Below are 24,321 nucleotides of genomic sequence, written 5' to 3' on the forward strand. Positions count from 1 at the left end.
CGTTAATCACGCGGCGTTGCCTTGTTATCTTCGTGTGTTTTTACCTCGTAACTTCCTTCCAGAACATCCTGCTGACTTGACCGCGTGTGAGGCTCTGCATAACCGCCGCCAATATCCTGAGCTTGCTCGGCGCGCATCTGTTCCATCCGCTTTTTCATTTTATGGCGCACAAAAGGCATCATGGCCCAGCCAATTAAAAGAAAGAACAGGCCTAGTATGACGCCAACCACCATTAGCACGCCAAACGCCAGCCACGTTAGCAGCAATTTTAAGCTACCCATTAGCCCGCCGGGCTGCGACTGCGCTGCGCGTGTACGCCATTGTTGAGCAGCTTGCCAAGCGGCGTTACGTTGATCGCGATTCATCTGTGGCATAAAAGCCTCCATCGTCGTGTGCCTTATTGGAACATAGTTTTGGAATATAGTTCGTTAGCCAAGTTCACTGAAGGCTGGCCTATATCTTGCTTTACTAGCGTTAGGGAAACGGTTTGCCTTGAAATACCTCCTATAAGGAACGCTCATGCAAGATAATAATATTCTTGAACTTGCTTACGGCATTGCAACGATTACGCGAGAAAAAATCGGCATGATTGAAAAAATCATGCAGCAAACTGAAATTTTGGCTTTGAATGCACGTATAGAAGCGGCAAGAGCAGGCCCCAGCGGTGCGGCCTTCTCTGTCGTTGCTCAGGAGATGGGACGTGTATCCGGTGCGATCAATGAAATCGCCCGCGATTTTCGACACCAGGTGGAGGCGCACACTGAGAGTATTGAAACGGCCGGTACGTCAATGGCCAATGAGTTTCGCGGGCAGCGCTTTACCGATATTGCTTTGAATGCGGTTGAAATCATTGACCGTAATTTGTTTGAGCGCTCCTGCGATGTACGCTGGTGGGCGACGGATAGCGCTGTGGTCGAGGCCATACAGCATCCCAATCAGCAGCGCTGTGATTATGCGAGCCATCGGCTGGCCACTATTCTGCGCTCGTATACCGTTTATCTTGATTTATGGGTGGCGGATGCGGAAGGCAATGTGATTGCCAGCGGTCGTCCTGACCACTATCCCGGCGTAAAAGGTGTAAACGTAGCCGACACTGAATGGTTCAAGCGTGCCATGAAAACACCTGATGGAGACGCGTTCGTGGTTAACGATATTGAGCACAATGCCCTGTTGGACGACGCGGCGGTGGCAACGTATGCCACGGCTATTCGCAAAGGTGGAGAGAGTGATGGCGCCGCCATCGGCGTTTTAGGTATATTTTTTGACTGGACCCCTCAAGCAAAGGCGGTTGTTGAAGGGGTCGGGTTAACCGAAGAGGAGCAGGCTTGTAGCCGCGTTTTATTGCTCGACTCCAAGAATCACATCATTGCAGATACTCAGCAAAATACCGTTGGCAACCGGTATCCGTTAGCACGCGACAGCGAACAACGCGGGTATTATCAGGAGAAGGGGCGCTTGATAAGTTTTGCTGAAACGCCCGGTTATGAAACGTACCGAGGGTTAGGCTGGTTGGGTGTTGTTGAATATCAGGCAATCGAAAATCCAGCTGCACAGGATCGCTAGCACCAAAATAATGCGACTTGGCTAAAAAAGAGCATCTAATGTTTTATTTTGGTGCAATGAACGCGCTAAAGAAGATGACTGAAAACAACTGTTTGCCCATTTAGATAACGGCGTTAAATGAGCATGCCCTTCATGAATAAACGAAGACTGTACATAAACATCGTTAACCCGCTAGGGTTACAACGTCTATGTATAGTTTCTTTCATTCAATTGCTTATCTAACAAGGTGGTTGTATGGCAAATCATGGAGGAAAGTCGGTGTTTATTGCATCGGCTGTCATCATTTTCAGCTTGGTCGTAGTGGGAGCAGCCTTTCCCGAAGGGTTCGGAAGTGCAGCCGAGTCGGCTCTCGCATCGGTAACACGACTTTTTGGTTGGTTTTATCTTTTCTCTGTATTTGGTTTTGTTGTATTCCTGTTTTCGCTGGCCTTTAGCAAGTATGGCAAGGTACGTTTAGGGCCTCAGGACAGTACGCCCAACTACACTTTTTTCTCATGGATCAGCATGCTGCTGGCGGCCGGGTTTGGTGTAGGGCTTGTGTTTTATGGCATGGCCGAGCCCATGACGCACTATATTGAGCCTCCCTACGGCGATGTGCCCGCCGAGACAGAAGCCGCCGCCCGATATGCCATTCAATACAGTTACTTCAACTGGGGTATTCATCAATGGGCGGCCTTTTCGGTGGTGGGCCTGATCATTGCCTATTTTCAGTTCCGTAAAGGTCAGGCAGGGCTTGTTTCATCGGTGCTCTCATCCGTTACCGCAAAAAGACCGCGGCTTCGTCCTTATGCCTCGTGGCTGGATGTATTTGCGGTTGTCGCGACCGTGATGGGGGTGGCTACTTCGCTAGGGCTTGGGGTATTACAGATGAACGGCGGCTTGAACGCTGTTTTTGGCCTGCCTGAAAATGGGTTTTGGCAGTTTATTATTCTGTTGGTGATGTTCTGCGCCTATATGGCGTCGACCTGGTCCGGGCTTGATAAAGGTATTAAGCGCCTTTCAAACCTGAACATGGTGCTGTGCATCGGGCTGATGGTGTATGTGTTGGTGACCGGCCCGACCATTGCGATCCTTGAAACGATTACGCTAGGCATTGGTGACTACCTTCAGAACTTTATTGGGATGAGCCTACGTATCTCCCCGTATAGTGATAATGAGTGGGCCAGTAGCTGGACGATTTTCTATTGGGCCTGGGTCATTGCATGGTCACCGTTTGTAGGTACGTTTATTGCGCGCGTGTCCCGCGGCCGTACGATTAAAGAGTATGTGTTTGGCGTATTGCTGGTTCCACCACTGCTGGCTTGTCTCTGGATTGGCGTATTTGGGGGAGCAGCGCTAAACATGGAGCTTAACGGCACAAATGTAGGGTTAGCGGCCGCCACTCAGGAAAATATCACCGTGGCGCTGTTTAAAATGTTCGAGCTGATGCCGTTCTCTAACGTACTTTCTGTTGTTGCCATGATGCTCATCTTTATCTTTTTGGTAACATCGGCTGACTCTGCTTCTTATATCGTGGCGCAGATGACCGACAACGGCTCTATTAATCCCCCGCTTTATAAACGTATCATCTGGGGTGTGCTGATTGCGGCAATTTGTTTAACGCTGATTGTGGCGGGAGGCCTTTCCGGGCTTCAGTCAGCAGCAGTGCTGTCGGCACTACCGTTTACCTTTATTCTGTATATGATGGTCATTGTGCTGGTACGTGAGCTACGCGCAGATCGTAAGGCTATGTTGACCCAGCTCTATCGTCGCCACGGTGAAACGCCTGTTGGCGCCGATGCCTTTGAAGCTGAGCAGATGGGCGAAGAGGAGCGCTTACGCCGTGCACCTAATGTTATCAATCGGCGTATTAATAGCTAGGTCAACTTAATCAGGTCTTCAGGAGCAAACACATGGAGCGAGGATGCTGATGGCTCGGCGGGGACGTCACGGCGCAACACGACGCCAGCCCAAGGGGCAGGCGCTTGAGCGTTGGTTGGACCGTTGGCTGGACCGCGTCGTTACGGTCGCCGTTGTAACGGCACTGGTGATTGGCCTGTCGGCTGTCCTGGCACATTGGCTTTTGTAGGCCAACCTGGTGTAACGCAGTCCTGATTGAAATGCAGTCAAAGCGCCCGGCGATAAGCCGGGCGTTTGCTTATACAGTAAGCTTTAAGCGTTTTGTCATACCTTACAGGCGCTAATGTGCAGGCTTGCCACTGCCCCTAAAGAGAGACTCCCGATGTTGCTAAATGATGCTGCCAAGGCTGCTTCTTCCTACGCTTCACGCCGCGAAATATTCGGCTGGGCCATGTTTGATTTCGCTAATCAGGCGTACACCTTGCTGATCATTACGGTGGTGTTTGGTGAGCTGTTTACCACCGTGATTGTAGGGGACCGAGGCGATGGTTTTCGGTTGGCCAACTTTCTATGGAGCCTGGCGCTAGCGGTCAGTTATTTAATGGTGGTAGTAACGGCCCCACTTTGCGGTGCGATTATGGATTATCGGGCCGAGAAAAAACGCTTTCTGTTTTTTAGCTATCTGGCCACGGTCGCCACCACCGCGATGCTTTACTTTGTATCTCCCGGCTATGTCGTGCTGGGGCTTGTCCTGATTGTGCTGTCCAATTACGCCTACTCCATGGGAGAGTCCTTTATTGCGGCCTTTCTACCGGAACTTGGGCCGCCTGAAAAGCTTGGCAAGATTTCCGGGTTTGGCTGGTCACTAGGATATATTGGCGGGCTGTTTGCTGCGGGCTTTACCCTCGTCGTACTGGGGGAGGCAACCGTTGAAAACTATGAACGTATCCGTTGGGTGGGGCCCTTCGCGGCCGGTTTTTTCTTGATTACCGCTATTCCCACCTTCCTGTGGCTTAAAGAGCGCGGCACTCCCAAACCTTCTGGGGTGGCGTACTGGGATATTGCCCAACAGCGCGTACGTTCAACCCTGCATGAGTTACGCTATTTCAAAGACTTGAGTGTGTTCCTTGTCTCGCTGCTGTTTTCCATGGCGGGGGTCTACATCATTATTGCGTTTGCGTTTATCTATGGCGCCCAGGTGATTGGCTGGGATGAAAGCGTACGCAATATCATGTTTATTATCGTTCAGATAACCGCGGCGGCCGGAGCGCTCGGGTTTGGCTGGCTTCAGGACCGGTTAGGCGCGAAACACACCTATCAAATAACGCTTGGCCTGTGGGTAGTTGCGATTATTGCCATTTGGGCAACGCCCGAAATAACCGCTTGGGCAAATATGCGTTTTGATTGGCAGTGGCAGGCACAGCATGTCTTTCTAGCGGTTGGTTGCCTGGCGGGACTCAGTTTAGGATCTAGTCAGTCGGCAAGCCGCGCCTTGGTGGGGTTGTTTTCACCGCTTGAGAAATCGGCTGAATTTTTTGGCTTTTGGGGTCTGGCGAATAAGTTGGCAGGCGTGCTGGGCATCGTGATGCTGGGTGTACTGCAAACGATCATTGGCCTACAAGCATCTATCCTTTTATGTGCAGGCCTGTTTGTTATCGCAATGTTGATTTGTGCAAACGTTAATGAGCGACGAGGGCGTGATGCCGCCATTGCGTGGCAGAGCGCTTAATATACCGCAAGCGGGGAGCACATCATGCAGACAGCACAGCGTGGCAGCATCGTGATGATGCTGCTTTTCTGGGTACTGTTAATCGGTTTGGGTACCTGGTGGCTGGATGGGGGGATGGAAAAAATACTGAACCCCAATGCCCATATCGTGCAGACTGCGACTGACGGTGGCCCCGTTACTTTAAAGCGTAACCGTTCGGGGCACTTTGAAGCACCGGGCGAAATTAACGGTGAGCCGGTGACTTTTTTACTGGATACCGGCGCTACCTATGTGGCCGTTTCAGATGAGCTGGCCAATCGGTTGGGGCTCGAACGTGGGCGCCGTGCCTGGTTTAATACGGCCAACGGTCGCGTACAAGGAAACCTTACTCAGCTTGATGAAGTAACGCTGGGTGGTATCAATATCCGTAATGTACAAGGCTCCATCAGCCCCGGCATGGAGAATCATGTCGTGCTGCTGGGTATGAGCTTTTTGCATCTGCTGAATATTGAAATACGCAGCGGCGAAATGGTTCTGAGCCTACCCGATTCATAAGCGATACTTGTGAATAGTGTATTGATGTGCTTAGCTAAAAGCTCACGGAAACGAATAGGCAAGGAGTGGCTATGGGTATTGAAGTCGGTGGATTACTCGGTCTGATTTGGCTCATTATTATTGTTTGGGCCATTGTCAAAGTTGCTAAAAGTTCAGCAGGCGGTCTGGCTAAAGTGCTGTGGATATTAGCGCTGCTGATCTTCCCACTGGTAGGCCTGATTGCATGGCTACTATTAGGGCCCAAAGGATAGCCAAGCGGGCTAAAGGCTGTGCTGTCGGTTAGCGGTGGCGCTGCAAATATCGGCTTTAAAAAAGGCAGGCATCGCGCCTGCCTTTTCTATAAGTATGTACCGTTACGCACTGTTTCCATTACTGGGCGGCGCTTTATAGTGGCCAGGGATTGTTACTCTTTCCCCGTTGGGTAAATCGCGCACCTGAGTAGGAACATAAACACGCTTGATAACACTTTTAGCTTTACCATCTTTCATGGCTTACTCCTCCAGCCAGATTGTCGACAGTCCGCTGTCTACATTAGCCCTCTGTTTTGGAAGAATCAAGCGGTGCGCGACGGCAAGTAGAGAAAAGCGGCTGCTGCTCAGGAGGGGGGTTTGCTGGGTTTTGAGGTATCCTGTGAACAGGTAACCGCCTACCTTTTGAGAACGACTGACTACATGAATGACTAACTGCCTAAGCGGAGTGAAGGATAAGATGGATAATCACTTGGAACAGAAATTTCAGGCGCTTGGGTCACAAGAAACCGTTATGCCTGACTATCCTGCTCAGGATCATATTCTGATCATAGAGGATGATCAGCGCTTGGCTGAGCTGACTCGCGACTATCTGGAAGCCAACGGTTTTCAGGTCACGCTAGAGGCAGATGGGGCGAAAGGGATGGACCGCATTCTTACGCTACAGCCTGACTTGGTCATTTTGGATTTGATGTTGCCCGGCGAGGATGGTTTGGCGATTTGTCGCCGAGTGCGGCCCAATTTTGCGGGCCCCATCATGATGTTGACGGCACGTACTGACGACGTGGATCAAATCCTTGGGTTGGAAATGGGGGCAGATGACTATGTGCCCAAACCGGTGCAGCCTCGCGTGTTGCTCGCCCGTATGCGTGCCTTGTTACGGCGTGCAGATGGCCCTGCGCCCAATGGCGAAATGCGCCTACGGTTTGAAAATCTGGAAATTGATAATGCGACCCGAGAAGCGTGGCTTGCCGGTGAACGTATTGATTTAACCAGCGCCGAGTTCGACCTATTGTGGTTACTTGCCCGTAATGCGGGCCGGGTATTGACCCGTGAAGAGATCTTCAATGAGTTACGCGGCATTAAGTACGATGGCCAGGATCGTTCTATTGATGTACGCGTATCGCGTATTCGACCCAAGGTGGGTGATGACCCCAACCAGCCTCATCGAATCAAGACAGTGCGCAGCAAAGGCTACCTTTTCGTGAAGGACAGCTGATCAACACAGGGAAGGAAAAGGATTTATGCAGCGGCTGCTTAGCCATAGCGCGTTTTTAAAATTCTATCTACTGCTAGGCTTGGCGCTTTGTGTCGTACTGCTCATAGCGCTCGGCGGCCGCTCTTTTATTGAACAAGTACGGCGTGAGGATTACCACGAGCAGCTTGCAGCGCTGCCCATGTCATTAATGACCCAGCAACTGGCCGATGTCTCCGAAGAAGAAAGAAATTCGTTGGTTAATTACTTTGCCGAGCGGCTGGGTATGCAGCTTACTTTGCGGCGTATGAGTGAGGTAGAGCTTGGCTACTTCGCTGGTAAACGTATTGAGCGTGGTAGCGTATTAGTGACTGAAGATCCTTGGCGTCTCCGTCAGCGAGTGCCTGAAAGCCAATGGTTTTTGGAAGCGACCCTGCCTGCCTGGAGCGACCGCCAATGGGAGGGCAGCATCCTGTTGCTGGGCGAGTGGCTAAAAGCCTTGCCGCGTGACGAGCGAGAAGCCAACCTGACGTCGCTGCGTTCCGGCAACTGGCCGCTCACTTTGCTTAATACGCTGCCCGATAACATAACGTCCCAGCAGCAAAGCCAACTGGCGTTAGGCAACGTATTAACGCTGCTCGTATCCGAAAAACTGGCCGTTAGCCTGCTTTATCAACTGCCCGATGAAGACGTCTGGTTAATGGCCGGTCCTGTCTCGCGCGGTGATACGCTGCCCATGAATTTACAATTGCCGCTGTTGATTGGTGTCATGGCTGTGCTGGGTTTAATTATCTATCTGATTATGCGCAGCATCGAAGCACGTATGGCGCGCCTTGAACTGGCGGCTACCCGCATTGCCAGCGGCCGTCTTGAAACGCGCGTAAAAATAGAAAGTGACGACTTTCTGGGCCGATTAGGCATGGCGTTTAACGGCATGGCCAGCCAAGTGCAAACGCTGCTGCGTGGCCAGCAAGAGATGATTCGTGCGGTCTCCCATGAGCTTCGCACGCCGGTGGCGCGTATTCGTTTTGCCGTACAGATGGTCGAAGACATGACTGATCAGCCCGCTATTCGGCGCCAGTTGCAGGGAATTGATGCCGATATTTCAGAGCTTGACGAGCTGGTGGATGAAATCCTTACCTATGCTCGCTTGGGCGGTGAGACGGTGAACGGGGCCGAGCTTGAAATGGCGCTGGTGGACTGCCGGGCAATGGCCGAACGTGTGATTGATACGCTGGCGCCACTCAATGAAGGGCTTACTATTGAACTGGCGGATGGGCCGGATATTGAACTTTTAGCCGAGCCCCGCTATTTACAGAGGGCGCTGCAAAACCTGGTGGGTAACGCCTGCCGCTATGGCAAAAAACACCTTATTATCCGGCTTTGGAGCGAAGATCAACTGGTGCGTATTGATGTTGAGGATGACGGCCCAGGTATTCCGGCAGATGCCCGCGTGGATATTTTTAAGCCGTTTACTCGGCTGGACGATAGTCGGGCCCGCAGCCTGGGAGGCTACGGCTTAGGCCTTTCCATCGTGCAAAAGATTATGGCGGGCCACGGCGGCAGCGTAACCGTGGATACCAGCCCTGCGTTGGGTGGCGCACGCTTTACGTTGCTGGTTCCTCGTCGTGAGTCGCTGGTTTAATGCCCGAGAGTACGGCAAACGAGGTTTCACGTGCGGTACGTAGAAAATCCTGCATCCAGGGCGCTTCCAGCGTCTCTTCCCGAACGGCCGCATACAGCGTGCTCCAAATACCGTTTTCACCCAGCTTAACGGCACTGACGTAATCGCGCTCCAGATACTCCGTTAGCGCCCAGTTGGGCAGAGCACATACGCCTCGGCCGCTGGCAACCAACTGCATCATCATGATGGTAAGTTCGGCGGTGCGAATCTCCTGAGGGCGTACGTTCGCCGGGTCTAAAAACTGAGTAAACACATCCAGGCGCGCCTGCTCTACGGGGTAGGTGATCAGCGTTTGGTCTGCCAGGGCTTGAGGCTCAATAAAGAGCTTCCCTGCATAAGCGTGCTGACGCGCTACGGCCAAAAGCCCTTCATAGCGAAACAGCGGCGCATAGTGAACACCCTCCAGTGCTTGAGGGTCGGCAGTAATGACCAGATCCAGCTGCTCGCGTGCCAGCGCTGGTAGCGGGTCAAAGTGATGGCCGCTGGGAATATCAATTTCCACTTCCGGCCAGTGGTCGCGGAAGTAATCGACGGTAGGCATTAGCCATTGAAAGCAGCTGTGGCACTCAATGGCCATGTGCAGCCGCCCCTGCTCGGTTCCCGCCAGCCGGGCCACGTCGCGTTCGGCTTTACGCACTTCCGGAAGTATCTGGTCGGCCAGGGCTAATAGCCGTAAACCTGCCCGAGTAAACTCGGCGGGCCGTGTTTTACGCACAAAAAGCGGGCTGTTAACCCGGCCTTCCAGGTCTTTGAGCTGGTGTGAAAGGGCCGACTGAGTAAGGTGAACCCGTTCGGCGGCCTCCACCAGTGATCCCGTTTCACGTAGGGCAAGTAATGTGCGTAGGTGGCGTAACTCAATCATGGATAATATCTTTCAATTTGAAAGGATTTATCATGACAGTCTCTCATGTACTTGGCTATTGGCGTAGGCGTCTTTGCATGAGTTTAAAAGTGTGAGAAGCGTGCTTGCCAGCAGTAAAGCCGCTTATTAACGGCATTACTGCGCTTACTGGATTTTTCCGGTCATGCACATATGTGCTAGCTTTTGGATGCGAACGCGTAAAGCAGGGTTTCCTGAGCACTGATCGCATCGCCATCGCCGGGGTCCTGCAAGCGATAAGAGCCATCGCTTTGCAACAGCCAGCTCTGGCAATTATCGACCAGGTAGGTTTCCAGGTCTTTACGCACTCGGGTGGCGAGCTTTTTATCCAACAGCGGAAAGCAGGTTTCTACCCGGTGGAACATGTTGCGCGACATAAAGTCAGCGCTTGAACACCAGGTTTCCGATTTACCGTCGTTATGGAAGTGAAATACCCGGGTGTGCTCCAGAAAACGGCCAATAATCGAGCGCACACGAATGTTTTCAGAAATGCCCGGAAGATTGGGTCTTAGGCAGCACATGCCACGGATAATCAAATCGCACTCAACACCTGCTTGAGAGGCGCGGTAAAGCGCTTTAATCAGCTTGGGCTCGGTGAGTGAATTACACTTGATAATGATATGCCCGCGTTTACCCTTTTGTGCCAGCTGTGCTTCACGGTCAATCATCTCCACCAAACGCTCATGCAGCGTAAACGGTGCGTGCAGCAGCGTATCAATTTTACGCGCCCGGCCCATCCCTGAAAGCTGCTGGAAGACCTTATGCACATCGGCACATAGCGCTTTGTTGGCCGTTAACAGGCTGTAGTCGGTGTAAAGCTTGGCGGTTTTAGAGTGATAGTTGCCCGTGCCCATGTGCGCGTAGTGGCGCAGCTCGCCCTTTTCACGCCGGACAATATGCAGCATCTTGGCGTGGGTTTTATACGCCATAATGCCGTAAATAACGATGGCCCCGGCTTCCTGTAGGCGTGAGGCAAGCTGCAGGTTATCCGCTTCGTCAAACCGTGCGCGTAGCTCGATAACGACGGTCACTTCCTTGCCTTGACTCGCGGCATCCACCAGCGCGCTCACAATAGGCGATTCGGCGCCGGTGCGGTAAAGCGTCTGTTTAATGGCCAGAACGTTTGGGTCGCGAGCCGCCTCACGCAGTAGTTCCTCAATAGGTGAGAACGACTGGAAGGGGTGATGAAGCAAAACATCGTTCCTGGCAATCGAGTCAAACATGGAGCCGATTTTAAGCGTCTTGGGCACACTGGGCGTATACGGGCGATACACCAGTTCAGGGCGATCAACGTCTCCCAGCACTGACATCATGCGGGTCAAATTGACGGGCCCTTCAACGCGATAGAGATCCTCGGCATCAAGCTCGTACTGGCGCATTAAAAAGTTGGTCAAGTCGTCCGGGCAATTATCGGCGACTTCCAAGCGTACGCCTCTGCCATAACGGCGGGCCAGCAGCTCGCCTCGCAACGCCGAGGCCAAGTCAGAAACCTCTTCCGGGTCGACGGTCATGTCGGCGTTGCGCGTCAATCGGAACTGGTAGCAGCCGCGCACGCGCATACCGGGAAATAGCTCCTCAGCATGGGCGTGAATCATGGAGGAGAGGAAGATATATTCAGAGTAGCCTTCGGCGCAGAGCGCTTTGGGAAGCGCCATTAAACGCGGGAGCGAGCGAGGGGCAGGAAGAATGGCCATGCCACCTGCGCGGCCAAAGGCATCTTTACCTTCCAGTTCAACAATAAAGTTAAGGCTCTTATTGACCAGCCGTGGGAAGGGGTGCGAAGGATCAAGGCCTATCGGGCTGATGACGGGCATGATCTCGTTATTAAACCTCTCATGTACCCACTGCTTTTGCGCTTCAGTCCACTGTGCGCGGCGCCGAAAACGCAGGCCCTGTTGCTCCAGGGCGGGTAGCAGCGTGTCATTAAGAATTTTATACTGACGAGCGATCTGCTGATGGGCAATGTCGGAAATTTCAGCAAGCACCGCTTTGGGCAAACGGCCATCGGCCGCTGTCGTATCATCGCCCATGGCCATCTGGTGTTTTAAACCTGCCACGCGAATTTCAAAAAACTCATCCATGTTGGATGAGAAAATAAGCAGGAACATCAGTCGATTAAGCAGTGGATGTGCATCGTCCAGTGCCTGTTCTAGGACGCGAATATTAAATTGAAGGTGGGAAAGCTCGCGATTTAAATAGAGTTGGGGGTCGTCCAGGTCGGTTTCACTAATGGCATCCTTGGCGTGCACACCGTTGGGCGTACGATTAATGCGTAACGGTAAACCATCAATTTCAACGTTGGGTAGTTCGTTAAGTGATAGCGCTGTGGATGGTGTAACGTGATCGTCCATATAAGGCTCCCCCGCATTAATGGCTTCAAACTAGCATAGCGTGATACCTGCCGTGCAAAGCAGTATGCGGGAGAAAGATGACAGATAAATGTCATATATCTGTCATCTTGAGCGCGGGCTTCTAGCGTTGGTTCTGCAATAGGCGAGCGGCTTCCAAGGCAAAATAGGTCAAGATACCGTCGGCTCCGGCACGTTTAAAGCACATTAGTGATTCTAGAATCACCGGCTCGGCTTCCAGCCAGCCGTTATCGAACGCGGCGCGGTGCATGGCGTATTCACCACTTACCTGATAGGCAAAGGTGGGCACTTTAAGCTCGTTTTTAACCCGATGCACCACGTCCAGATAGGGCATGCCGGGTTTCACCATGACCATATCGGCCCCTTCGCTGATATCCATGGCCACTTCGTGCAGCGCTTCATCGCTATTGGCCGGGTCCATCTGGTAGGTACGCTTGTCGGCCTTGCCTAGATTGGCCGCAGAGCCGACCGCGTCGCGAAACGGGCCGTAGTATTTGGACGCGTACTTGGCGCTGTAGGCCATGATCCGCACATTGTGCAGAAATTCTTGCTCCAGTACTTGGCGGATGGCGCCAATGCGACCATCCATCATGTCTGAAGGCGCGACAACATCCGCCCCGGCTTCAGCATGGGAAAGCGCCTGCTTAAGCAGTGTTTCTACCGTGCGGTCGTTCTGAACGTAGCCTTGCTCATCTAAAATACCGTCCTGGCCGTGACTGGTGTAAGGGTCCAGGGCGACATCGGTAATAATGCCCAGCTCAGGCAGCGCCTCTTTAAGCGCGCGCACGCTGCGCTGAACCAGCCCGTTGGCATTATAAGCCTCTTCGGCAAGCTCGCTTTTCTGTTCGGTACCTACCACAGGGAAGAGCGCCAGCGCGGGAATACCTAACGCAAACGCTTCCTTGGCTTGTTCAATCAATAAATCAATCGACAGGCGCTCAACGCCGGGCATGGAAGCAATGGCTTCACGCTGATTTTCACCCTCTAAAACAAACACCGGCAAGATTAAATCAGACGGTGTCAGGGTCACTTCCTGCATCAACCTACGGGAAAAGTCATCGCGGCGCATGCGGCGCAGCCGAGTGCTGGGAAACTGGCGAGGAGTGAGTGTGCTCAAGAGATCTCTCCGTAATAAAGGGTCATAAATAAAGATGCCCATAGGCTTGGATTGAGTATATCAGGCATGTCTTACGGCGAAAGCCGTCTTGTGGCAAACCGCCACACTGACTAAAGTGAGCGATTGCTTTGCTGTATTGCATTCGGCAGACACTGCGATAAGGGAGATAGACATGACCAAACAGGTGGCAGTGGTATTAGCGGGTTGTGGCGTTTTTGATGGTTCTGAAATTTATGAAACCACGTTAACGCTGTTGCGGTTGGACCAGTTGGGCATTGGTTATCGCTGCTTTGCGCCCGATATTGAGCAACATCATGTCGTTAACCACCTCACTCAGGAAGCCGTAGAAGGTGAGTCACGCAACGTGCTTCAGGAGTCAGCGCGCCTTGCGCGTGGCGACATCCAGCCGATTACTGAGCTAAAGGCCGATGAGTTTGATGCGGTCATTGTGCCGGGTGGGTTTGGCGTGGCGAAGAATTTGTCTGACTTTGCAAGCGCTGGGGACGGAATGCAGGTGTTGGAGGCGCTAAAAGACGCGCTTTCTGGCTTTCGGGAAGAGGAAAAGCCGATTGGTTTAATGTGTATTGCGCCGGTGTTGGTGCCACGGCTTTTGGGTGAGGGTGTTGCGGTTACCGTGGGCCATGACCCAAGTGTGTCGGGGGCTATCAGTGCCATGGGTGGCCTGCATCGCAGCTGCGCAGTGGATGAAATCGTGGTCGACTTGGAACACCGAGTGGTCACCACGCCCGCCTATATGCTGGCAACGCGTATCAGTGAAGCCGCTACAGGTATTTCCAAGCTGGTGGATCGCATTGACGAAATGATGGACTAATAGGCGGTACACGCTGCGGTTATAACAAAAGCCTCTGTCATGAATAATGACAGAGGCTTTTTAACGCGTTGATAGCGTAAATAACGATGCGGTGGGTTTTCTGGTGGTAGAAGCGCCGTTTACGGCTCCTGCTCTTCGGTGGCTTGCTCATCACGCCGCTTGCGCACCAGGCGACCAAACAGCAGGCCTACCTCGTAAAGCAGATACATGGGCAGTGCCAACAGGCTTTGTGATACCACATCTGGCGGCGTTAGCAGCATCCCTATGACAAAGCAGCCCAGGAAAATATAGGGCCGCTTTTTGGAAAGGCTCTCTACGCTGGTGGCGCCCGACAGGATTAACAAAAATGTCGCAATGGGGATTTCAAACGCCACGCCAAAGGCGAAAAAGAGCTTCAGTACAAAGTTCAGGTACTGGTTAATATCGGTCATGACCGTGACGTTTTCAGGCCCGGCCTGAGTGAAAAAGGCAAACAACAGCGGAAACACCACATAGTAGGCAAAAGCCGCTCCCGCGTAAAAAAGCCCAATGCTTGAGACCAGAATAGGGATGGCCAAGGCTTTTTCATTATCGTATAGCCCTGGCGCGATAAACGCCCATGCCTGATGCAGTACAAAGGGTATAGCGATAAAAACGGCGACCACCAGGGTTAGCTTAAAGGGCGCCAGAAAGGGCGAGGCTACTTCGGTCGCAATCATCTGCGAACCCGGCGGTAGCAGAGCCATCAGCGGCTCGGCCACAAAGCCATAGATATCATTGGCAAAAGCATAAAGGCCCAGAAAAACCACTAAAATGACCACCACCGCGCGGACAAGGCGCATGCGAAGCTCAATCAAATGCTCAATCAATGGGGTCTGCTGATGATCGTTCTGGGGTTCCCGAGCGTCGCCAAGGGTACTCATGGATTCTGACTATCCTTTTTAGAGGTCGCCTTTAAGGGCTCGTTGGATGTATGGGACGCCGCTTCGTTCACTTCCCGCTGCGCTTCATCCAATTGGGCGCTTGCCTGGGCTACACGTTGCTCCGTTTCGCTCTGGCTTGCCGATGAAGAAGTGCTGCGCGATGAGGGAGCGTCGAGAATACTCTCAACGTCTTTTTTAGCATTCTTCAGACTATCGTTAATGGTCTTTTGCTGTTCGTTCAGCGTTTGGCGCAGCTCTTCTGCTTCAAGCTGCGCGCTAATTTCGCGCTGCATTCCGGATATCGTGCGCTTGATTTTACCAACCCAAAGGCCTGCCGTACGCGCCGCCCGAGGGAGGCGCTCAGGGCCAAGTACCAGTAGCCCCACGACACCGACAAGCATCAGTTCAAGAAAGCCGATATCCAACATAAATTATTTGGGCTCTTCGTTACGGGCCTTGCGATTTTCTTCGGCCTGAACGTCATAAGTGTTGCCAGGTTCTTCGTGGCTAACCTTGGCGTGCGGGGGCTCGACGTCTTTCTTTTCGTCGTCTTTATCGTCTTCATGCACCGCTTTTTTAAAGCCTTTAATCGCGCCGCCCAGGTCGGTGCCCACATTGCGTAGCTTCTTGGTGCCGAAGATTAAAATAATGATGCCTAAGACAATTAGCAGCTGCCAAATACTGATGCCACCTAACATATGCGTATCCTCGTTAATTCAAATGCGTGTTATTGATTATGGCGTACGTGCGGCTTTCTCGTCATGACCGGAAATACCAAAGCGCCGCGCCAACTCGTTTAACACATCCTGATGATCCAGCTCCAGGTGAGAGAGCATGACCAGTGTATGGAACCAGAGGTCGGCGGTTTCCGAGACCAGTGCCTGGCGCTGCTCGGGACTGCCGTGTTCTGCATCCTTTGCGGCAAGCAGCGTCTCGGTGGCTTCTTCACCCACTTTTTCGAGTATCTTGTTCAAACCCTTATGATGCAAGGAGGCAACATAAGAATCTTCAGAAGAGGCGCTGCGCCGCTGCTTTAGTACCTCGGCGAGGGTGTCCAGCACGGGGGCGTGATTAGACGTTAAAGGGGTATTCATGAGTCTCCTTTACAACAGTGAGCATCATCATTCGTTAGTGAAAGTCCCACCACGTGTGAACGTCCAACCACGTTTATAACAACGCTATTGCCATAACAGTAGCAGCAAGCCAATGGCGGCTGCGCCTAAAATCGGCCAATCCTGAGTAGCGGCCCAACTGGCAAGCGGCTGCCAGGCCAGTGCAATCGCTACCAAGAGCAGGCCAATCCGTAAGCGGTGATGGCGTTTTCCTTGATCCGCCATTTGGCGCTGCATGTGATGAATCGAGTCGACCTGTTGGTGGCGCTGGCGATGCTCAACTTCCATCCGGGTCAGCGCCTGGTGGGCAAGCACTGGCAGTTCAGGCAACTGATGAGAAAGCTCAGGCGCTTGGCGCTTTAACGACTCCCACAGCCCGCTAATGCCCGCGCGGTCTTTCATCCACTGCTCAAGATAGGGCTTGGCAGTGCTCCACAGATCAAGTTCCGGATAGAGCTGGCGGCCAAGGCCTTCAATATTGAGCAGGGTCTTTTGCAGCAGTACCAACTGAGGCTGGACTTCCATATTAAAGCGCCGAGCTGTTTGAAAAAGCCCTAACAGTACTTGGCCAAAGGAAATGTCTTTTAAAGGCTTTTCAAGGATCGGCTCGCAAACGGTGCGGATGGCCGCGGCAAACTCATTCGCGCGAGTATTTTCGCCCACCCAGCCAGACTCGATGTGCAGCGCGGCGACTTCATAGTAGTCTTGATGGAAAAATGCCAAAAGGTTACGCGCGAGATAGTCCTGATCCTCGCGGGTCAAACTGCCCACAATCCCACAGTCGATCGCAATGTATTGAGGATCTTCGGGGTTATCGCAATTAACAAAAATATTACCCGGGTGCATATCCGCGTGGAAGAAGTTGTCGCGAAATACCTGGGTAAAAAAGAGTTCTACGCCGCGCTCAGCGAGTTTCTTTAAGTTGACTCCACGGGCGGTCAGCGTCTCCATATCCGCGACGGGTACACCGCGAATACGCTCCTGAACCATCACGTGTCGACGTGTGAATGGCCAATAAATAGTCGGTACAAACAGCAGCGGTGAATCCTTGAAGTTACGCTTGAGCTGTGAGGTGTTGGCCGCTTCTTTATAAAGGTCCAGTTCGTCGAATAGCGTGGCCTCATAGTCGCGAATCACTTCGACCGGGCGCAGTCGGCGGGCTTCGGGCACCTTGGCAAACAGTTTGGCAACCTGATACATCAGCGCCATGTCCTGGCGCATGATGCGGTCGATACCGGGGCGGATAATTTTAACCACCACCTCTTCGCCGGTGTGTAGCTTGGCCGCATGTACCTGGGCGATGGATGCCGAGGCAAGCGGCGCCTGCTCGAATTCAGCGAACGCTACCTCAAGTGACATCTCCAGCTCTTTTTCGACCCGGGCGGCGGCAAGTTCGGCCGGAAAGGGCGGCACCTGATCCTGTAGGCGTCTAAGTTCGTTGGCGACATCATCGGGCAACAGGTCGCGACGCGTGGAGAGCATCTGGCCAAATTTGATAAAAATAGGCCCCAGTGCTTCCAGTGCCAGGCGCAATCGTTCGCCACGACTGCGATGACCAACCGAAAAAAGCTGCAGCGGCGAAAACCATAAAAGCGCTCGCAGCCAAAACGGCAGCCGCTCCATGGGAATCAGAGTGTCTAGCCGATGGCGCGCAATCACCCAAAGAATTTTGAACAGACGCAGGCTCATGCCGACGGCTCCTGTGAGGCAAGCGATGAGTCACGCACCAGACGGCGATGGAGTCGGTTAAAGCGGGCTTCCAAACGGTCAGTTGCCACTTCAAGTTCGGTTAAGTGGTCACGCAGCACGTCACGCTGCTGGCGGCCTGGCAGTAAACGCGCTTCTTCAAATACATACTCTGAGACATCCTGAAGAAGCTCATTCTTGGTACGCAGCCCCCAGCGCGTCAGGCGGCGCACGCCTTCGGCCAACGAGTGAGCGGGGATATCGCCCAACCAATTGGCAAGCTCGGCTTCCCAGTCGATATCCAGGTCAAACAGCAGGTCGCGGGTAGCCTCCAGCAGATGAAGGCGTCCGCGCACCGCGAGCTTGCCGTCAAACATGAGCCGCTCAATGGAGGCGCCGCTGATCCATTCAGAGAAGGTTTCAGGCGTGAGTTCTACCACTGCGTCGACATCGGCTTCGTCTACGTCATCGCCACGTAGTAGGTCAATACCCGCCAAATGGTAATGCAGTACCAGCTGCAGATGTGGCTTTTCCAAACGCACCAAAAGCCGACTGCCCGCCAGGGCCGCTAAGCGAGCCGGTGCGGCAGGGTCGCGAGCGAGCAGGGCATTAAGCGTACGTTCACAACCGGCCAACACAAGTGCCGGGGTTAACAGCATGCTGACCTCGTGATCGTTGATACCACTATCGACGATAACGTCATAACTTAATGCCGCGGTGCAAGGCCACAATGCCGCCCGTCAGGTTGGTGTACTCCACCCGCTCAAGGCCCGCTGCTTCCATCATCGCTTTAAGCGTTTCCTGGTTCGGGTGCATGCGAATAGACTCCGCCAAATAGCGGTAGCTTTCGCCGTCTCCGGCGACAAGCTCGCCCATTTTAGGCAGCAGGCGGAAAGAGTACTCATCGTAGGCTTTAGAAAGCAGCGGGTTATTGGGCTTGGAGAACTCCAGCACCAGCAAGCGGCCACCCGGCTTTAGCACGCGGGCCATGGAGCGTAGTGCGGCGTCTTTGTTGGTCACATTCCGCAAGCCAAACGCAATCGTAATACAGTCAAAGCTATTGTCAGGGAAGGGCAAGCACTCAGCGTTGGCCTGAACGTATTCAACATTGCCACCGACGCCATTATCCATCAGCTTGTCGCGGCCAACCTTCAGCATAGAGGCGTTGATGTCGGCAAGAATGACTTTGCCGCGCGGGCCGACAATACGTGAGAACTTAAGGGTTAAATCACCGGTACCACCCGCGATATCTAAAACGTGGTGGCCGGGGCGAACGCCCGCACGCTCAATGGTGAAGCGTTTCCATACACGGTGGATGCCCATCGACATTAAGTCGTTCATAACGTCGTAACGGGCGGCGACAGAGTGGAATACATCCGCTACACGCGATGCTTTCTCGTCGACCGGGACTTCTTGATAACCAAAATCGGTGGTGCGCTTTTCCGTGGGGCTCATGGGGCTTTAGCTCCCGAGTTCGAGGCGGTAACAATCGACCAAATGGCCGTCGTATAAAAAGGTTGGCGATATTGTAGCCTTGTCTGCCCCAATTTGTCTGCGCCTGGTCGGATGCGCTGGGTCATGGTTTTTGAGTTTGGTTCTTGGGTTATGGTTCTTGAAGCATGGTTCTTGAATCATGCTTCTCGATTCTCGAATCACAGCTGCTTGAATTGAATACCTGCCGGCTCGCGCGATGCACCGGCTTCTTTTAGCCGCTGCAGGTAGTTCTCCCAATAGGCTTTTTGATGCGTGGCGAGTTCAAACAGATATTCCCAGCTATAAATGCCGCTGCTATGCCCGTCATCAAAGTAAAGCTGTAGCGCATAGTTGCCTGTCTGGACGATGTTTTGTAGCCCAACCTCCTTTTTACCGACTTGAAGTACAGCGGTATCACCGCCATGACCACGTACCTCCGCAGAGGGCGAGTAAACCCGCAAAAACTCTATCGACAGCCGGAAGCTCTCACCGCTGGCATAGCCAAGTTCAAGTTCGCGGGCCTTTTTATGGTAGTGGACCCGGTTGGGGGCGGGAGCGTTCATGCACAAACCTCTTGGCTCATTGCCGAGATAGCTTGCCCACCTTCTGCGCCCCATTGAAACAGGCATCAGTGGGCAAGCGATTTAAGCGATCATTACAGGATATAGCGCGACAGGTCTTCGTCGACAGCCAGTTCACCTAGTTGGGCGTTCACATAATTGGCATCAATGACCAGCGGGCTGTCCATATCGCCGCCCTTGAACGAGGCTTCTTCCAGCAAGCGCTCCATCACGGTATGCAAGCGGCGAGCGCCGATATTCTCGGTGCCTTCGTTAACCTGCCAGGAGATCTCGGCGATACGCTCAATCCCGTCAGGGGTGAACTCAATATCCAGCCCTTCGGTTGCCAGCAGCGCCTGGTACTGTCTGGTCAATGATGCGGATGGCTCGGTCAGAATGCGCTTGAAGTCGCCCGGCGTTAGCGCATCAAGCTCCACGCGGATCGGCAGACGACCCTGTAACTCGGGGATCAAGTCAGACGGACGCGCCAAGTGGAAAGCGCCGGATGCGATGAACAGGATATGGTCAGTTTTCACCATGCCGTACTTGGTGGAAACCGTAGAGCCTTCGATCAGCGGTAGCAGGTCACGCTGAACGCCTTCACGAGATACTTCACCACCGCTGGACTGTCCGCTGCCCTTGGCAACTTTGTCGATCTCATCCAGGAATACGATGCCGTGCTGCTCTACGGCCTCAACGGCACGCGCTTTGATTTCATCTTCATTCACCAGCTTGCTGGCTTCTTCATCGCGCAGTAGTACCAGCGCTTCTTTGACCGTTACTCGGCGCTGCTCGCGTTTCTGCTGGCCCATGTTGGAAAACAGGCTCTGCAGTTGATTGGTCATCTCTTCCATGCCAGGTGGCGTCATGATGTCGACACCCGCGCTCTGGGAAGATACCTCTATATCGATCTCTTTATCATCCAGCTGGCCTTCGCGCAGTTTTTTGCGAAAGCTTTGACGCGTGCTGGAGTCTTCACGAGGCTTGTCTTCCTGGCCGCGGGGCGGCGGCAGAAGCGCATCAAGCACGCGATCTTCAGCGGCATCGTCGGCACGATGGCCGACTTCCTCTTTGGCATGCTCGCGTACCATTTTCATGGCCGATTCCATCAAATCGCGAATGATGGATTCCACATCGCGGCCAACGTAGCCTACCTCGGTAAATTTAGTGGCTTCTATTTTGATAAACGGTGCACGGGCGAGTTTCGCTAAGCGACGCGCAATCTCGGTTTTACCCACACCGGTCGGCCCGATCATCAAAATATTTTTCGGGGTTACTTCAGGACGCAGGTCGTCGTCAAGCTGCATGCGGCGCCAGCGATTGCGCAGCGCAATGGCAACGGCGCGCTTGGCGTCTTGCTGGCCGATGATGTATTGATCAAGCGCGTGGACGATTTCGCGGGGTGTCATCTGAGTCATTAAGTCAGCCTCAACGTTCGTTGATATTCAGCTCTTCGAGCGTCACGTGATGGTTGGTGAATACACAGATGTCACCGGCAATTTGGAGCGATTTCTCGGTGATTTCACGCGCGGAAAGCTCGGTATTCTCAAGTAACGCTCGGGCGCTTGCTTGGGCAAAGTTGCCGCCTGAGCCAATCGCGATAATGCCGCGTTCAGGCTCAACTACATCGCCGTTGCCGGTAATGATCAGCGAGGCGCTGTGGTCAGCGACGGCAAGCAACGCTTCCAACCGGCGCAGGGCACGGTCGGTGCGCCAGTCTTTGGCTAGCTCAACGGCCGCCTTGGTCAAGTGACCCTGATACTTTTCAAGCTGGGCTTCAAAGCGCTCAAACAGCGTAAATGCGTCAGCGGTGCCGCCCGCAAAACCGGCGAGCACTTTGCCACGGTAGAGGCGACGCACCTTGCTGGCGTTGCCTTTCATCACGGTGTTGCCAAGTGATACCTGGCCGTCGCCTGCGAGGGCAACCTGATTACCGCGACGTACGGATACGATAGTGGTCATGGAGATAACTCCTTGGGGGAGGCGTGCTCCCGATAACTGAACGGCCGCTTAAACGATGATAGAGCGACCGCCTATAAAAGACGATGAACAATAAAGTGCGGGCGGCTGATAAAAAATCAACCGCCCGCTGGGTAACGCCTACCGCTTTATTCGTTTGAGACCCGGTTCTTAAAATCAGTTTTGCAGCTGTATCAACAAGGGTTCAATGCCTTGCGTGGTCATTAAATCCTGAGCGCGGTTCAACTCGCGTGTGTCTTCGTAAGGGCCTACCTGGACACGGTGCCACGTATCGCCGCCCGCTTGCACTTCGCTGATTTGCGCCAGTAGGCTTAAGTTGCGTAACCGACTGCGTAGTTGCTCGGCATCGCTTAGCTCACGAAACGAAGCGGCCTGCAATACGTAGCGATTAGGCGCGCTGGTGCTGGCGGGGGCTGCCGGCTGCGCGGTACTTGTCTGCTCTTCTGGTCGCGTGTTGGCCGCAATCACCTGAGCGATAGGGTCGTCAGTTGATGATGTTTGTGTCGAGGCGCTCTCGGCGTCTTGTACATCAACTTGCTCGGCAACTTCTGGGCGGGTAACGCTTGAAGGAAGCGTTACACCTGGGGCTATGACCTCGGTTTCAGGCAGCAAGGTATAGAACTCGAACGTGGGCATCGAGGGTTCGCTTGCGGTTTCGTTTTCCCTGGCGGCTGCACGCTCGGCACTTTCGGGTTTGGAGAGTACCGTTGCCTGCGGCTGGTCACTTGGCGTGTCCTGCCAGGGCGCCGTGCCGTGCTGGTGCTGAGCAAGGAAAAAGCCTGCGGCCAAACCGGCAAGACCCCATAGCCACCCCGGCAGGCGAAACCCTCTGCCTTTGGAAGAGCGAGGGGCTTTACGCTGCGAGGTAGCGCCCTGGCGAGAGCGAGTAGGCTTTTTGCGCGGGCTGGCCATGGCTTACATCTCCTCGGGGGCACTAACGCCCATCAAGTCCAGGCCATTACGCAGTACCTGACGGGTTGCCAGACCCAGCGAGAGACGCACGTTACGCAGCGTATCGTCTTCGACCATGACTTTGACCGCGTTGTAGCAGGTATGGAAATCCCCCGCCAGGTCCAGTAGATACTGCGCCACTTGCTGCGGTTCGCGGTTTTTCGCCGCGTTTTGAACCACTTCTGGGTAGCGCGCCAGGCGGTTAAGCACGGCTTTTTCCTGATCGCTGTCCAGCAGCGCGAGGTTGGCAAGCGCCAAGGCATGATCAAAAGGCTGGCCCGCTGCCTCAGTTTTACGCAGCATGCTGCTTACGCGCGCGTGGGCGTACTGAATGTAGTACACCGGGTTGTCGTTGGACTGCGAGCGCGCCAGGTCAATGTCGAAAGTTAGCTGGGAGTCGGCGCGGCGTGCAGCGAGGAAGAAACGCGTGGCATCACGGCCCACTTCATCAATCAGGTCGCGCACCGTAACGTAGCTGCCTGCCCGCTTGGAGAGTTTTACTTCAACGCCTGAGCGCGTGACCATCACCATCTGGTGCAGTACGTAGTCGGGCCAGCCTTTGGGGATGCCCACTTCCAGCGCTTGAAGGCCCGCTCGCACACGGGTAACGGTCGAATGGTGGTCGGCCCCCTGCTCGTTAATGACGGTGGTAAAGCCGCGCTGCCATTTATCCAGGTGGTAAGCAACGTCGGGCAGGAAGTAGGTATAGCCGCCTTCACGCTTGCGCATGACGCGGTCTTTGTCATCGCCAAAGTCAGTGGTACGCAGCCACATGGCGCCATCTTCTTCATAGGTGTGGCCGTTGGCGACGAGTTTTGCAACCGCTTCGTTGACCTTGCCGTCCTGATAAAGCGATGACTCCAGGAAGTACACGTCAAATTCAACGCCGAAAGCCTTTAGGTCCAGATCCTGTTCGCGGCGCAGCCAGGCAACGGCAAACTCTTGAATGGCCTCCAGGTCATCAGCGTCTGCCTTGGCGGTTACTTCGCGATCATCAGCAGTGACCGTTTTACCCGCCAGGTAGTCGTTAGCGACATCAGTAATGTATTCGCCGCGATAGCCGTCTTCCGGCCAGCTTTCATCATCAGGGCCCAGATTTTTGGCGCGCGCTTGTACCGAACGGGCCAGGTTGGCAATTTGCGCGCCGGCATCGTTGTAGTAAAACTCACGCGTGACGTCGTAACCGGTTGCTTCCAGCAGGCGGCACAGGCAGTCGCCAATCGCGGCGCCGCGGCCGTGGCCTACGTGTAACGGGCCTGTTGGGTTGGCCGATACAAATTCGATCTGCACTTTTTCCGCCTTACCCACCATGCTGCGGCCAAAGGCGTCGCCGCTATCCAGCACTTGCACCACAATTTGGGCGGCGGCATCTGCGGCGGCAAAAAAGTTGATAAACCCGGGCCCAGCAATTTCGGTCTTTTGAAGTGCATCGCTTTCTGGCAGCGCGGCAATCAGCGCCTCGGCCAGTTCACGAGGGTTCTTACCAGCAGGCTTGGCCAGCATGAGTGCCAGGTTCGTGGCGTAATCGCCGTGTGCCTTGTCTTTGGTGGGGTCAACTTTGATGTTGGGCTGAAGGTCATCAGGCAGCACGCCTTGGTGCTTAAGCGCATCAATGGCGCCGTTGAGCAGGGAAACAATCGTGTCTTTCATTTAGGTATCCGGGTAAC

General features: G+C 53.8%; 26 protein-coding genes. 9 read left to right on the top strand and 17 right to left on the bottom strand.

Annotation, left to right across the window (positions count from 1 at the left end):
- Positions 1–2 precede the first annotated feature (2 nt).
- Positions 3–374, bottom strand: a complete 372-nt coding sequence (locus ACT3RU_RS07240; protein ID WP_087106025.1) for a hypothetical protein — start codon at positions 372–374, stop codon at positions 3–5.
- 145 nt (positions 375–519) lie between these two features.
- On the opposite strand from ACT3RU_RS07240, the gene ACT3RU_RS07245 reads away from it, so the two are divergent.
- The 6 genes from ACT3RU_RS07245 (at position 520) to ACT3RU_RS07270 (ending at position 5,916) form a co-directional block, all read left to right on the top strand.
- Complete coding sequence (locus ACT3RU_RS07245; protein ID WP_192527596.1) at positions 520–1,563, top strand: methyl-accepting chemotaxis protein; 1,044 nt, start codon at positions 520–522, stop codon at positions 1,561–1,563.
- Positions 1,564–1,797: 234 nt separating this feature from the next.
- Complete coding sequence (locus ACT3RU_RS07250) at positions 1,798–3,423, top strand: BCCT family transporter (protein ID WP_087105884.1); 1,626 nt, start codon at positions 1,798–1,800, stop codon at positions 3,421–3,423.
- Positions 3,424–3,466: 43 nt separating this feature from the next.
- Positions 3,467–3,631 carry a hypothetical protein gene (locus ACT3RU_RS07255; RefSeq protein WP_172117332.1) on the top strand — a complete coding sequence of 55 codons (165 nt, stop codon included), beginning with the start codon at positions 3,467–3,469 and terminating at the stop codon, positions 3,629–3,631.
- Between the two features lie 153 nt (positions 3,632–3,784).
- Positions 3,785–5,131 (top strand): MFS transporter, encoded by a 1,347-nt coding sequence (locus ACT3RU_RS07260; RefSeq protein WP_192527597.1) that lies wholly within the window; start codon positions 3,785–3,787, stop codon positions 5,129–5,131.
- A gap of 24 nt (positions 5,132–5,155) precedes the next feature.
- Positions 5,156–5,665, top strand: coding sequence for a retropepsin-like aspartic protease family protein (locus tag ACT3RU_RS07265; RefSeq protein ID WP_192527598.1), 510 nt, complete (start codon positions 5,156–5,158; stop codon positions 5,663–5,665).
- Positions 5,666–5,736: 71 nt separating this feature from the next.
- Positions 5,737–5,916: a PLDc N-terminal domain-containing protein gene (locus ACT3RU_RS07270; RefSeq protein WP_087105890.1), complete on the top strand. Its 180-nt coding sequence runs from the start codon at positions 5,737–5,739 to the stop codon at positions 5,914–5,916.
- A gap of 102 nt (positions 5,917–6,018) precedes the next feature.
- On the opposite strand, the gene ACT3RU_RS07275 is transcribed toward ACT3RU_RS07270, so the two are convergent.
- Complete coding sequence (locus ACT3RU_RS07275) at positions 6,019–6,153, bottom strand: hypothetical protein (protein ID WP_254908543.1); 135 nt, start codon at positions 6,151–6,153, stop codon at positions 6,019–6,021.
- Positions 6,154–6,373: 220 nt separating this feature from the next.
- Between ACT3RU_RS07275 and ACT3RU_RS07280 the strand changes: the two genes are divergently transcribed.
- Entirely contained in the window at positions 6,374–7,132 is a 759-nt protein-coding gene (locus ACT3RU_RS07280; protein ID WP_087105894.1) for a winged helix-turn-helix domain-containing protein, read from the top strand.
- A 25-nt stretch (positions 7,133–7,157) separates the two neighbouring features.
- Entirely contained in the window at positions 7,158–8,753 is a 1,596-nt protein-coding gene (locus ACT3RU_RS07285) for an ATP-binding protein (RefSeq protein WP_192527599.1), read from the top strand.
- Here the strand turns inward: ACT3RU_RS07285 and ACT3RU_RS07290 are convergent.
- The 3 genes from ACT3RU_RS07290 to hemB all read right to left on the bottom strand — a co-directional run bounded on the left by ACT3RU_RS07290 (position 8,716) and on the right by hemB (position 13,158).
- On the bottom strand, positions 8,716–9,654 hold the full coding sequence (locus tag ACT3RU_RS07290) for a LysR family transcriptional regulator (RefSeq protein ID WP_087105898.1): 939 nt from the start codon (positions 9,652–9,654) through the stop codon (positions 8,716–8,718). The two genes, ACT3RU_RS07285 and ACT3RU_RS07290, sit on opposite strands and share 38 nt — an antisense overlap.
- Positions 9,655–9,830: 176 nt before the next feature.
- On the bottom strand, positions 9,831–12,023 hold the full coding sequence (ppk1, locus tag ACT3RU_RS07295; protein WP_192527600.1) for a polyphosphate kinase 1: 2,193 nt from the start codon (positions 12,021–12,023) through the stop codon (positions 9,831–9,833).
- Between the two features lie 121 nt (positions 12,024–12,144).
- A complete protein-coding gene (hemB, locus tag ACT3RU_RS07300; protein WP_192527601.1) occupies positions 12,145–13,158 on the bottom strand; it encodes a porphobilinogen synthase in 1,014 nt (337 codons plus the stop codon).
- Positions 13,159–13,330: 172 nt separating this feature from the next.
- Between hemB and elbB the strand changes: the two genes are divergently transcribed.
- Positions 13,331–13,990: an isoprenoid biosynthesis glyoxalase ElbB gene (gene elbB, locus ACT3RU_RS07305; protein WP_192527602.1), complete on the top strand. Its 660-nt coding sequence runs from the start codon at positions 13,331–13,333 to the stop codon at positions 13,988–13,990.
- A 119-nt stretch (positions 13,991–14,109) separates the two neighbouring features.
- Here elbB and tatC read toward each other — a convergent pair whose 3' ends face one another.
- The 12 genes from tatC to argS all read right to left on the bottom strand — a co-directional run bounded on the left by tatC (position 14,110) and on the right by argS (position 24,304).
- Positions 14,110–14,892 (bottom strand): twin-arginine translocase subunit TatC, encoded by a 783-nt coding sequence (gene tatC / locus ACT3RU_RS07310; RefSeq protein ID WP_192527603.1) that lies wholly within the window; start codon positions 14,890–14,892, stop codon positions 14,110–14,112.
- The gene (gene tatB, locus ACT3RU_RS07315; protein WP_087105910.1) at positions 14,889–15,320 is read right to left on the bottom strand and encodes a Sec-independent protein translocase protein TatB; all 432 of its coding nucleotides are present in this window, start codon (positions 15,318–15,320) and stop codon (positions 14,889–14,891) included. The genes tatC and tatB overlap by 4 nt, the downstream gene beginning before the upstream one ends.
- Before the next feature lie 3 nt (positions 15,321–15,323).
- Positions 15,324–15,590, bottom strand: a complete 267-nt coding sequence (tatA, locus tag ACT3RU_RS07320) for a Sec-independent protein translocase subunit TatA (protein WP_087105912.1) — start codon at positions 15,588–15,590, stop codon at positions 15,324–15,326.
- Positions 15,591–15,626: 36 nt separating this feature from the next.
- Positions 15,627–15,986, bottom strand: coding sequence for a phosphoribosyl-ATP diphosphatase (locus ACT3RU_RS07325; RefSeq protein ID WP_087105914.1), 360 nt, complete (start codon positions 15,984–15,986; stop codon positions 15,627–15,629).
- A gap of 84 nt (positions 15,987–16,070) precedes the next feature.
- Positions 16,071–17,693, bottom strand: coding sequence for a ubiquinone biosynthesis regulatory protein kinase UbiB (gene ubiB, locus ACT3RU_RS07330; protein ID WP_192527604.1), 1,623 nt, complete (start codon positions 17,691–17,693; stop codon positions 16,071–16,073).
- On the bottom strand, positions 17,690–18,349 hold the full coding sequence (locus tag ACT3RU_RS07335; protein ID WP_483392646.1) for a ubiquinone biosynthesis accessory factor UbiJ: 660 nt from the start codon (positions 18,347–18,349) through the stop codon (positions 17,690–17,692). The genes ubiB and ACT3RU_RS07335 overlap by 4 nt, the downstream gene beginning before the upstream one ends.
- 40 nt (positions 18,350–18,389) lie before the next feature.
- Complete coding sequence (gene ubiE, locus ACT3RU_RS07340) at positions 18,390–19,145, bottom strand: bifunctional demethylmenaquinone methyltransferase/2-methoxy-6-polyprenyl-1,4-benzoquinol methylase UbiE (protein WP_192527605.1); 756 nt, start codon at positions 19,143–19,145, stop codon at positions 18,390–18,392.
- 197 nt (positions 19,146–19,342) lie between these two features.
- Positions 19,343–19,726: a gamma-butyrobetaine hydroxylase family protein gene (locus tag ACT3RU_RS07345; RefSeq protein WP_192527606.1), complete on the bottom strand. Its 384-nt coding sequence runs from the start codon at positions 19,724–19,726 to the stop codon at positions 19,343–19,345.
- A gap of 92 nt (positions 19,727–19,818) precedes the next feature.
- A complete protein-coding gene (gene hslU / locus ACT3RU_RS07350) occupies positions 19,819–21,141 on the bottom strand; it encodes an ATP-dependent protease ATPase subunit HslU (RefSeq protein ID WP_192527607.1) in 1,323 nt (440 codons plus the stop codon).
- Between the two features lie 10 nt (positions 21,142–21,151).
- The gene (hslV, locus tag ACT3RU_RS07355; RefSeq protein ID WP_018918810.1) at positions 21,152–21,685 is read right to left on the bottom strand and encodes an ATP-dependent protease subunit HslV; all 534 of its coding nucleotides are present in this window, start codon (positions 21,683–21,685) and stop codon (positions 21,152–21,154) included.
- Positions 21,686–21,859: 174 nt separating this feature from the next.
- Positions 21,860–22,615: an SPOR domain-containing protein gene (locus ACT3RU_RS07360; protein WP_483392647.1), complete on the bottom strand. Its 756-nt coding sequence runs from the start codon at positions 22,613–22,615 to the stop codon at positions 21,860–21,862.
- 3 nt (positions 22,616–22,618) lie between these two features.
- Complete coding sequence (gene argS / locus ACT3RU_RS07365) at positions 22,619–24,304, bottom strand: arginine--tRNA ligase (protein ID WP_483392648.1); 1,686 nt, start codon at positions 24,302–24,304, stop codon at positions 22,619–22,621.
- Positions 24,305–24,321: the final 17 nt, after the last annotated feature.

The organism is Halomonas sp. TP35, from assembly GCF_052375975.1.
Classification (GTDB): domain Bacteria; phylum Pseudomonadota; class Gammaproteobacteria; order Pseudomonadales; family Halomonadaceae; genus Vreelandella; species Vreelandella citrativorans.

Coding starts and splice junctions, on each gene's coding strand:
- ACT3RU_RS07240 (WP_087106025.1), bottom strand. CDS start 374: ATGCCACAGATGAATCGCGATCAACGTAACGCCGCTTGGCAAGCTGCT.
- ACT3RU_RS07245 (WP_192527596.1), top strand. CDS start 520: ATGCAAGATAATAATATTCTTGAACTTGCTTACGGCATTGCAACGATT.
- ACT3RU_RS07250 (WP_087105884.1), top strand. CDS start 1,798: ATGGCAAATCATGGAGGAAAGTCGGTGTTTATTGCATCGGCTGTCATC.
- ACT3RU_RS07255 (WP_172117332.1), top strand. CDS start 3,467: ATGCTGATGGCTCGGCGGGGACGTCACGGCGCAACACGACGCCAGCCC.
- ACT3RU_RS07260 (WP_192527597.1), top strand. CDS start 3,785: ATGTTGCTAAATGATGCTGCCAAGGCTGCTTCTTCCTACGCTTCACGC.
- ACT3RU_RS07265 (WP_192527598.1), top strand. CDS start 5,156: ATGCAGACAGCACAGCGTGGCAGCATCGTGATGATGCTGCTTTTCTGG.
- ACT3RU_RS07270 (WP_087105890.1), top strand. CDS start 5,737: ATGGGTATTGAAGTCGGTGGATTACTCGGTCTGATTTGGCTCATTATT.
- ACT3RU_RS07275 (WP_254908543.1), bottom strand. CDS start 6,153: ATGAAAGATGGTAAAGCTAAAAGTGTTATCAAGCGTGTTTATGTTCCT.
- ACT3RU_RS07280 (WP_087105894.1), top strand. CDS start 6,374: ATGGATAATCACTTGGAACAGAAATTTCAGGCGCTTGGGTCACAAGAA.
- ACT3RU_RS07285 (WP_192527599.1), top strand. CDS start 7,158: ATGCAGCGGCTGCTTAGCCATAGCGCGTTTTTAAAATTCTATCTACTG.
- ACT3RU_RS07290 (WP_087105898.1), bottom strand. CDS start 9,654: ATGATTGAGTTACGCCACCTACGCACATTACTTGCCCTACGTGAAACG.
- ppk1 (WP_192527600.1), bottom strand. CDS start 12,023: ATGGACGATCACGTTACACCATCCACAGCGCTATCACTTAACGAACTA.
- elbB (WP_192527602.1), top strand. CDS start 13,331: ATGACCAAACAGGTGGCAGTGGTATTAGCGGGTTGTGGCGTTTTTGAT.
- tatC (WP_192527603.1), bottom strand. CDS start 14,892: ATGAGTACCCTTGGCGACGCTCGGGAACCCCAGAACGATCATCAGCAG.
- tatB (WP_087105910.1), bottom strand. CDS start 15,320: ATGTTGGATATCGGCTTTCTTGAACTGATGCTTGTCGGTGTCGTGGGG.
- tatA (WP_087105912.1), bottom strand. CDS start 15,590: ATGTTAGGTGGCATCAGTATTTGGCAGCTGCTAATTGTCTTAGGCATC.
- ACT3RU_RS07325 (WP_087105914.1), bottom strand. CDS start 15,986: ATGAATACCCCTTTAACGTCTAATCACGCCCCCGTGCTGGACACCCTC.
- ubiB (WP_192527604.1), bottom strand. CDS start 17,693: ATGAGCCTGCGTCTGTTCAAAATTCTTTGGGTGATTGCGCGCCATCGG.
- ACT3RU_RS07335 (WP_483392646.1), bottom strand. CDS start 18,349: ATGCTGTTAACCCCGGCACTTGTGTTGGCCGGTTGTGAACGTACGCTT.
- ubiE (WP_192527605.1), bottom strand. CDS start 19,145: ATGAGCCCCACGGAAAAGCGCACCACCGATTTTGGTTATCAAGAAGTC.
- ACT3RU_RS07345 (WP_192527606.1), bottom strand. CDS start 19,726: ATGAACGCTCCCGCCCCCAACCGGGTCCACTACCATAAAAAGGCCCGC.
- hslU (WP_192527607.1), bottom strand. CDS start 21,141: ATGACTCAGATGACACCCCGCGAAATCGTCCACGCGCTTGATCAATAC.
- hslV (WP_018918810.1), bottom strand. CDS start 21,685: ATGACCACTATCGTATCCGTACGTCGCGGTAATCAGGTTGCCCTCGCA.
- ACT3RU_RS07360 (WP_483392647.1), bottom strand. CDS start 22,615: ATGGCCAGCCCGCGCAAAAAGCCTACTCGCTCTCGCCAGGGCGCTACC.
- argS (WP_483392648.1), bottom strand. CDS start 24,304: ATGAAAGACACGATTGTTTCCCTGCTCAACGGCGCCATTGATGCGCTT.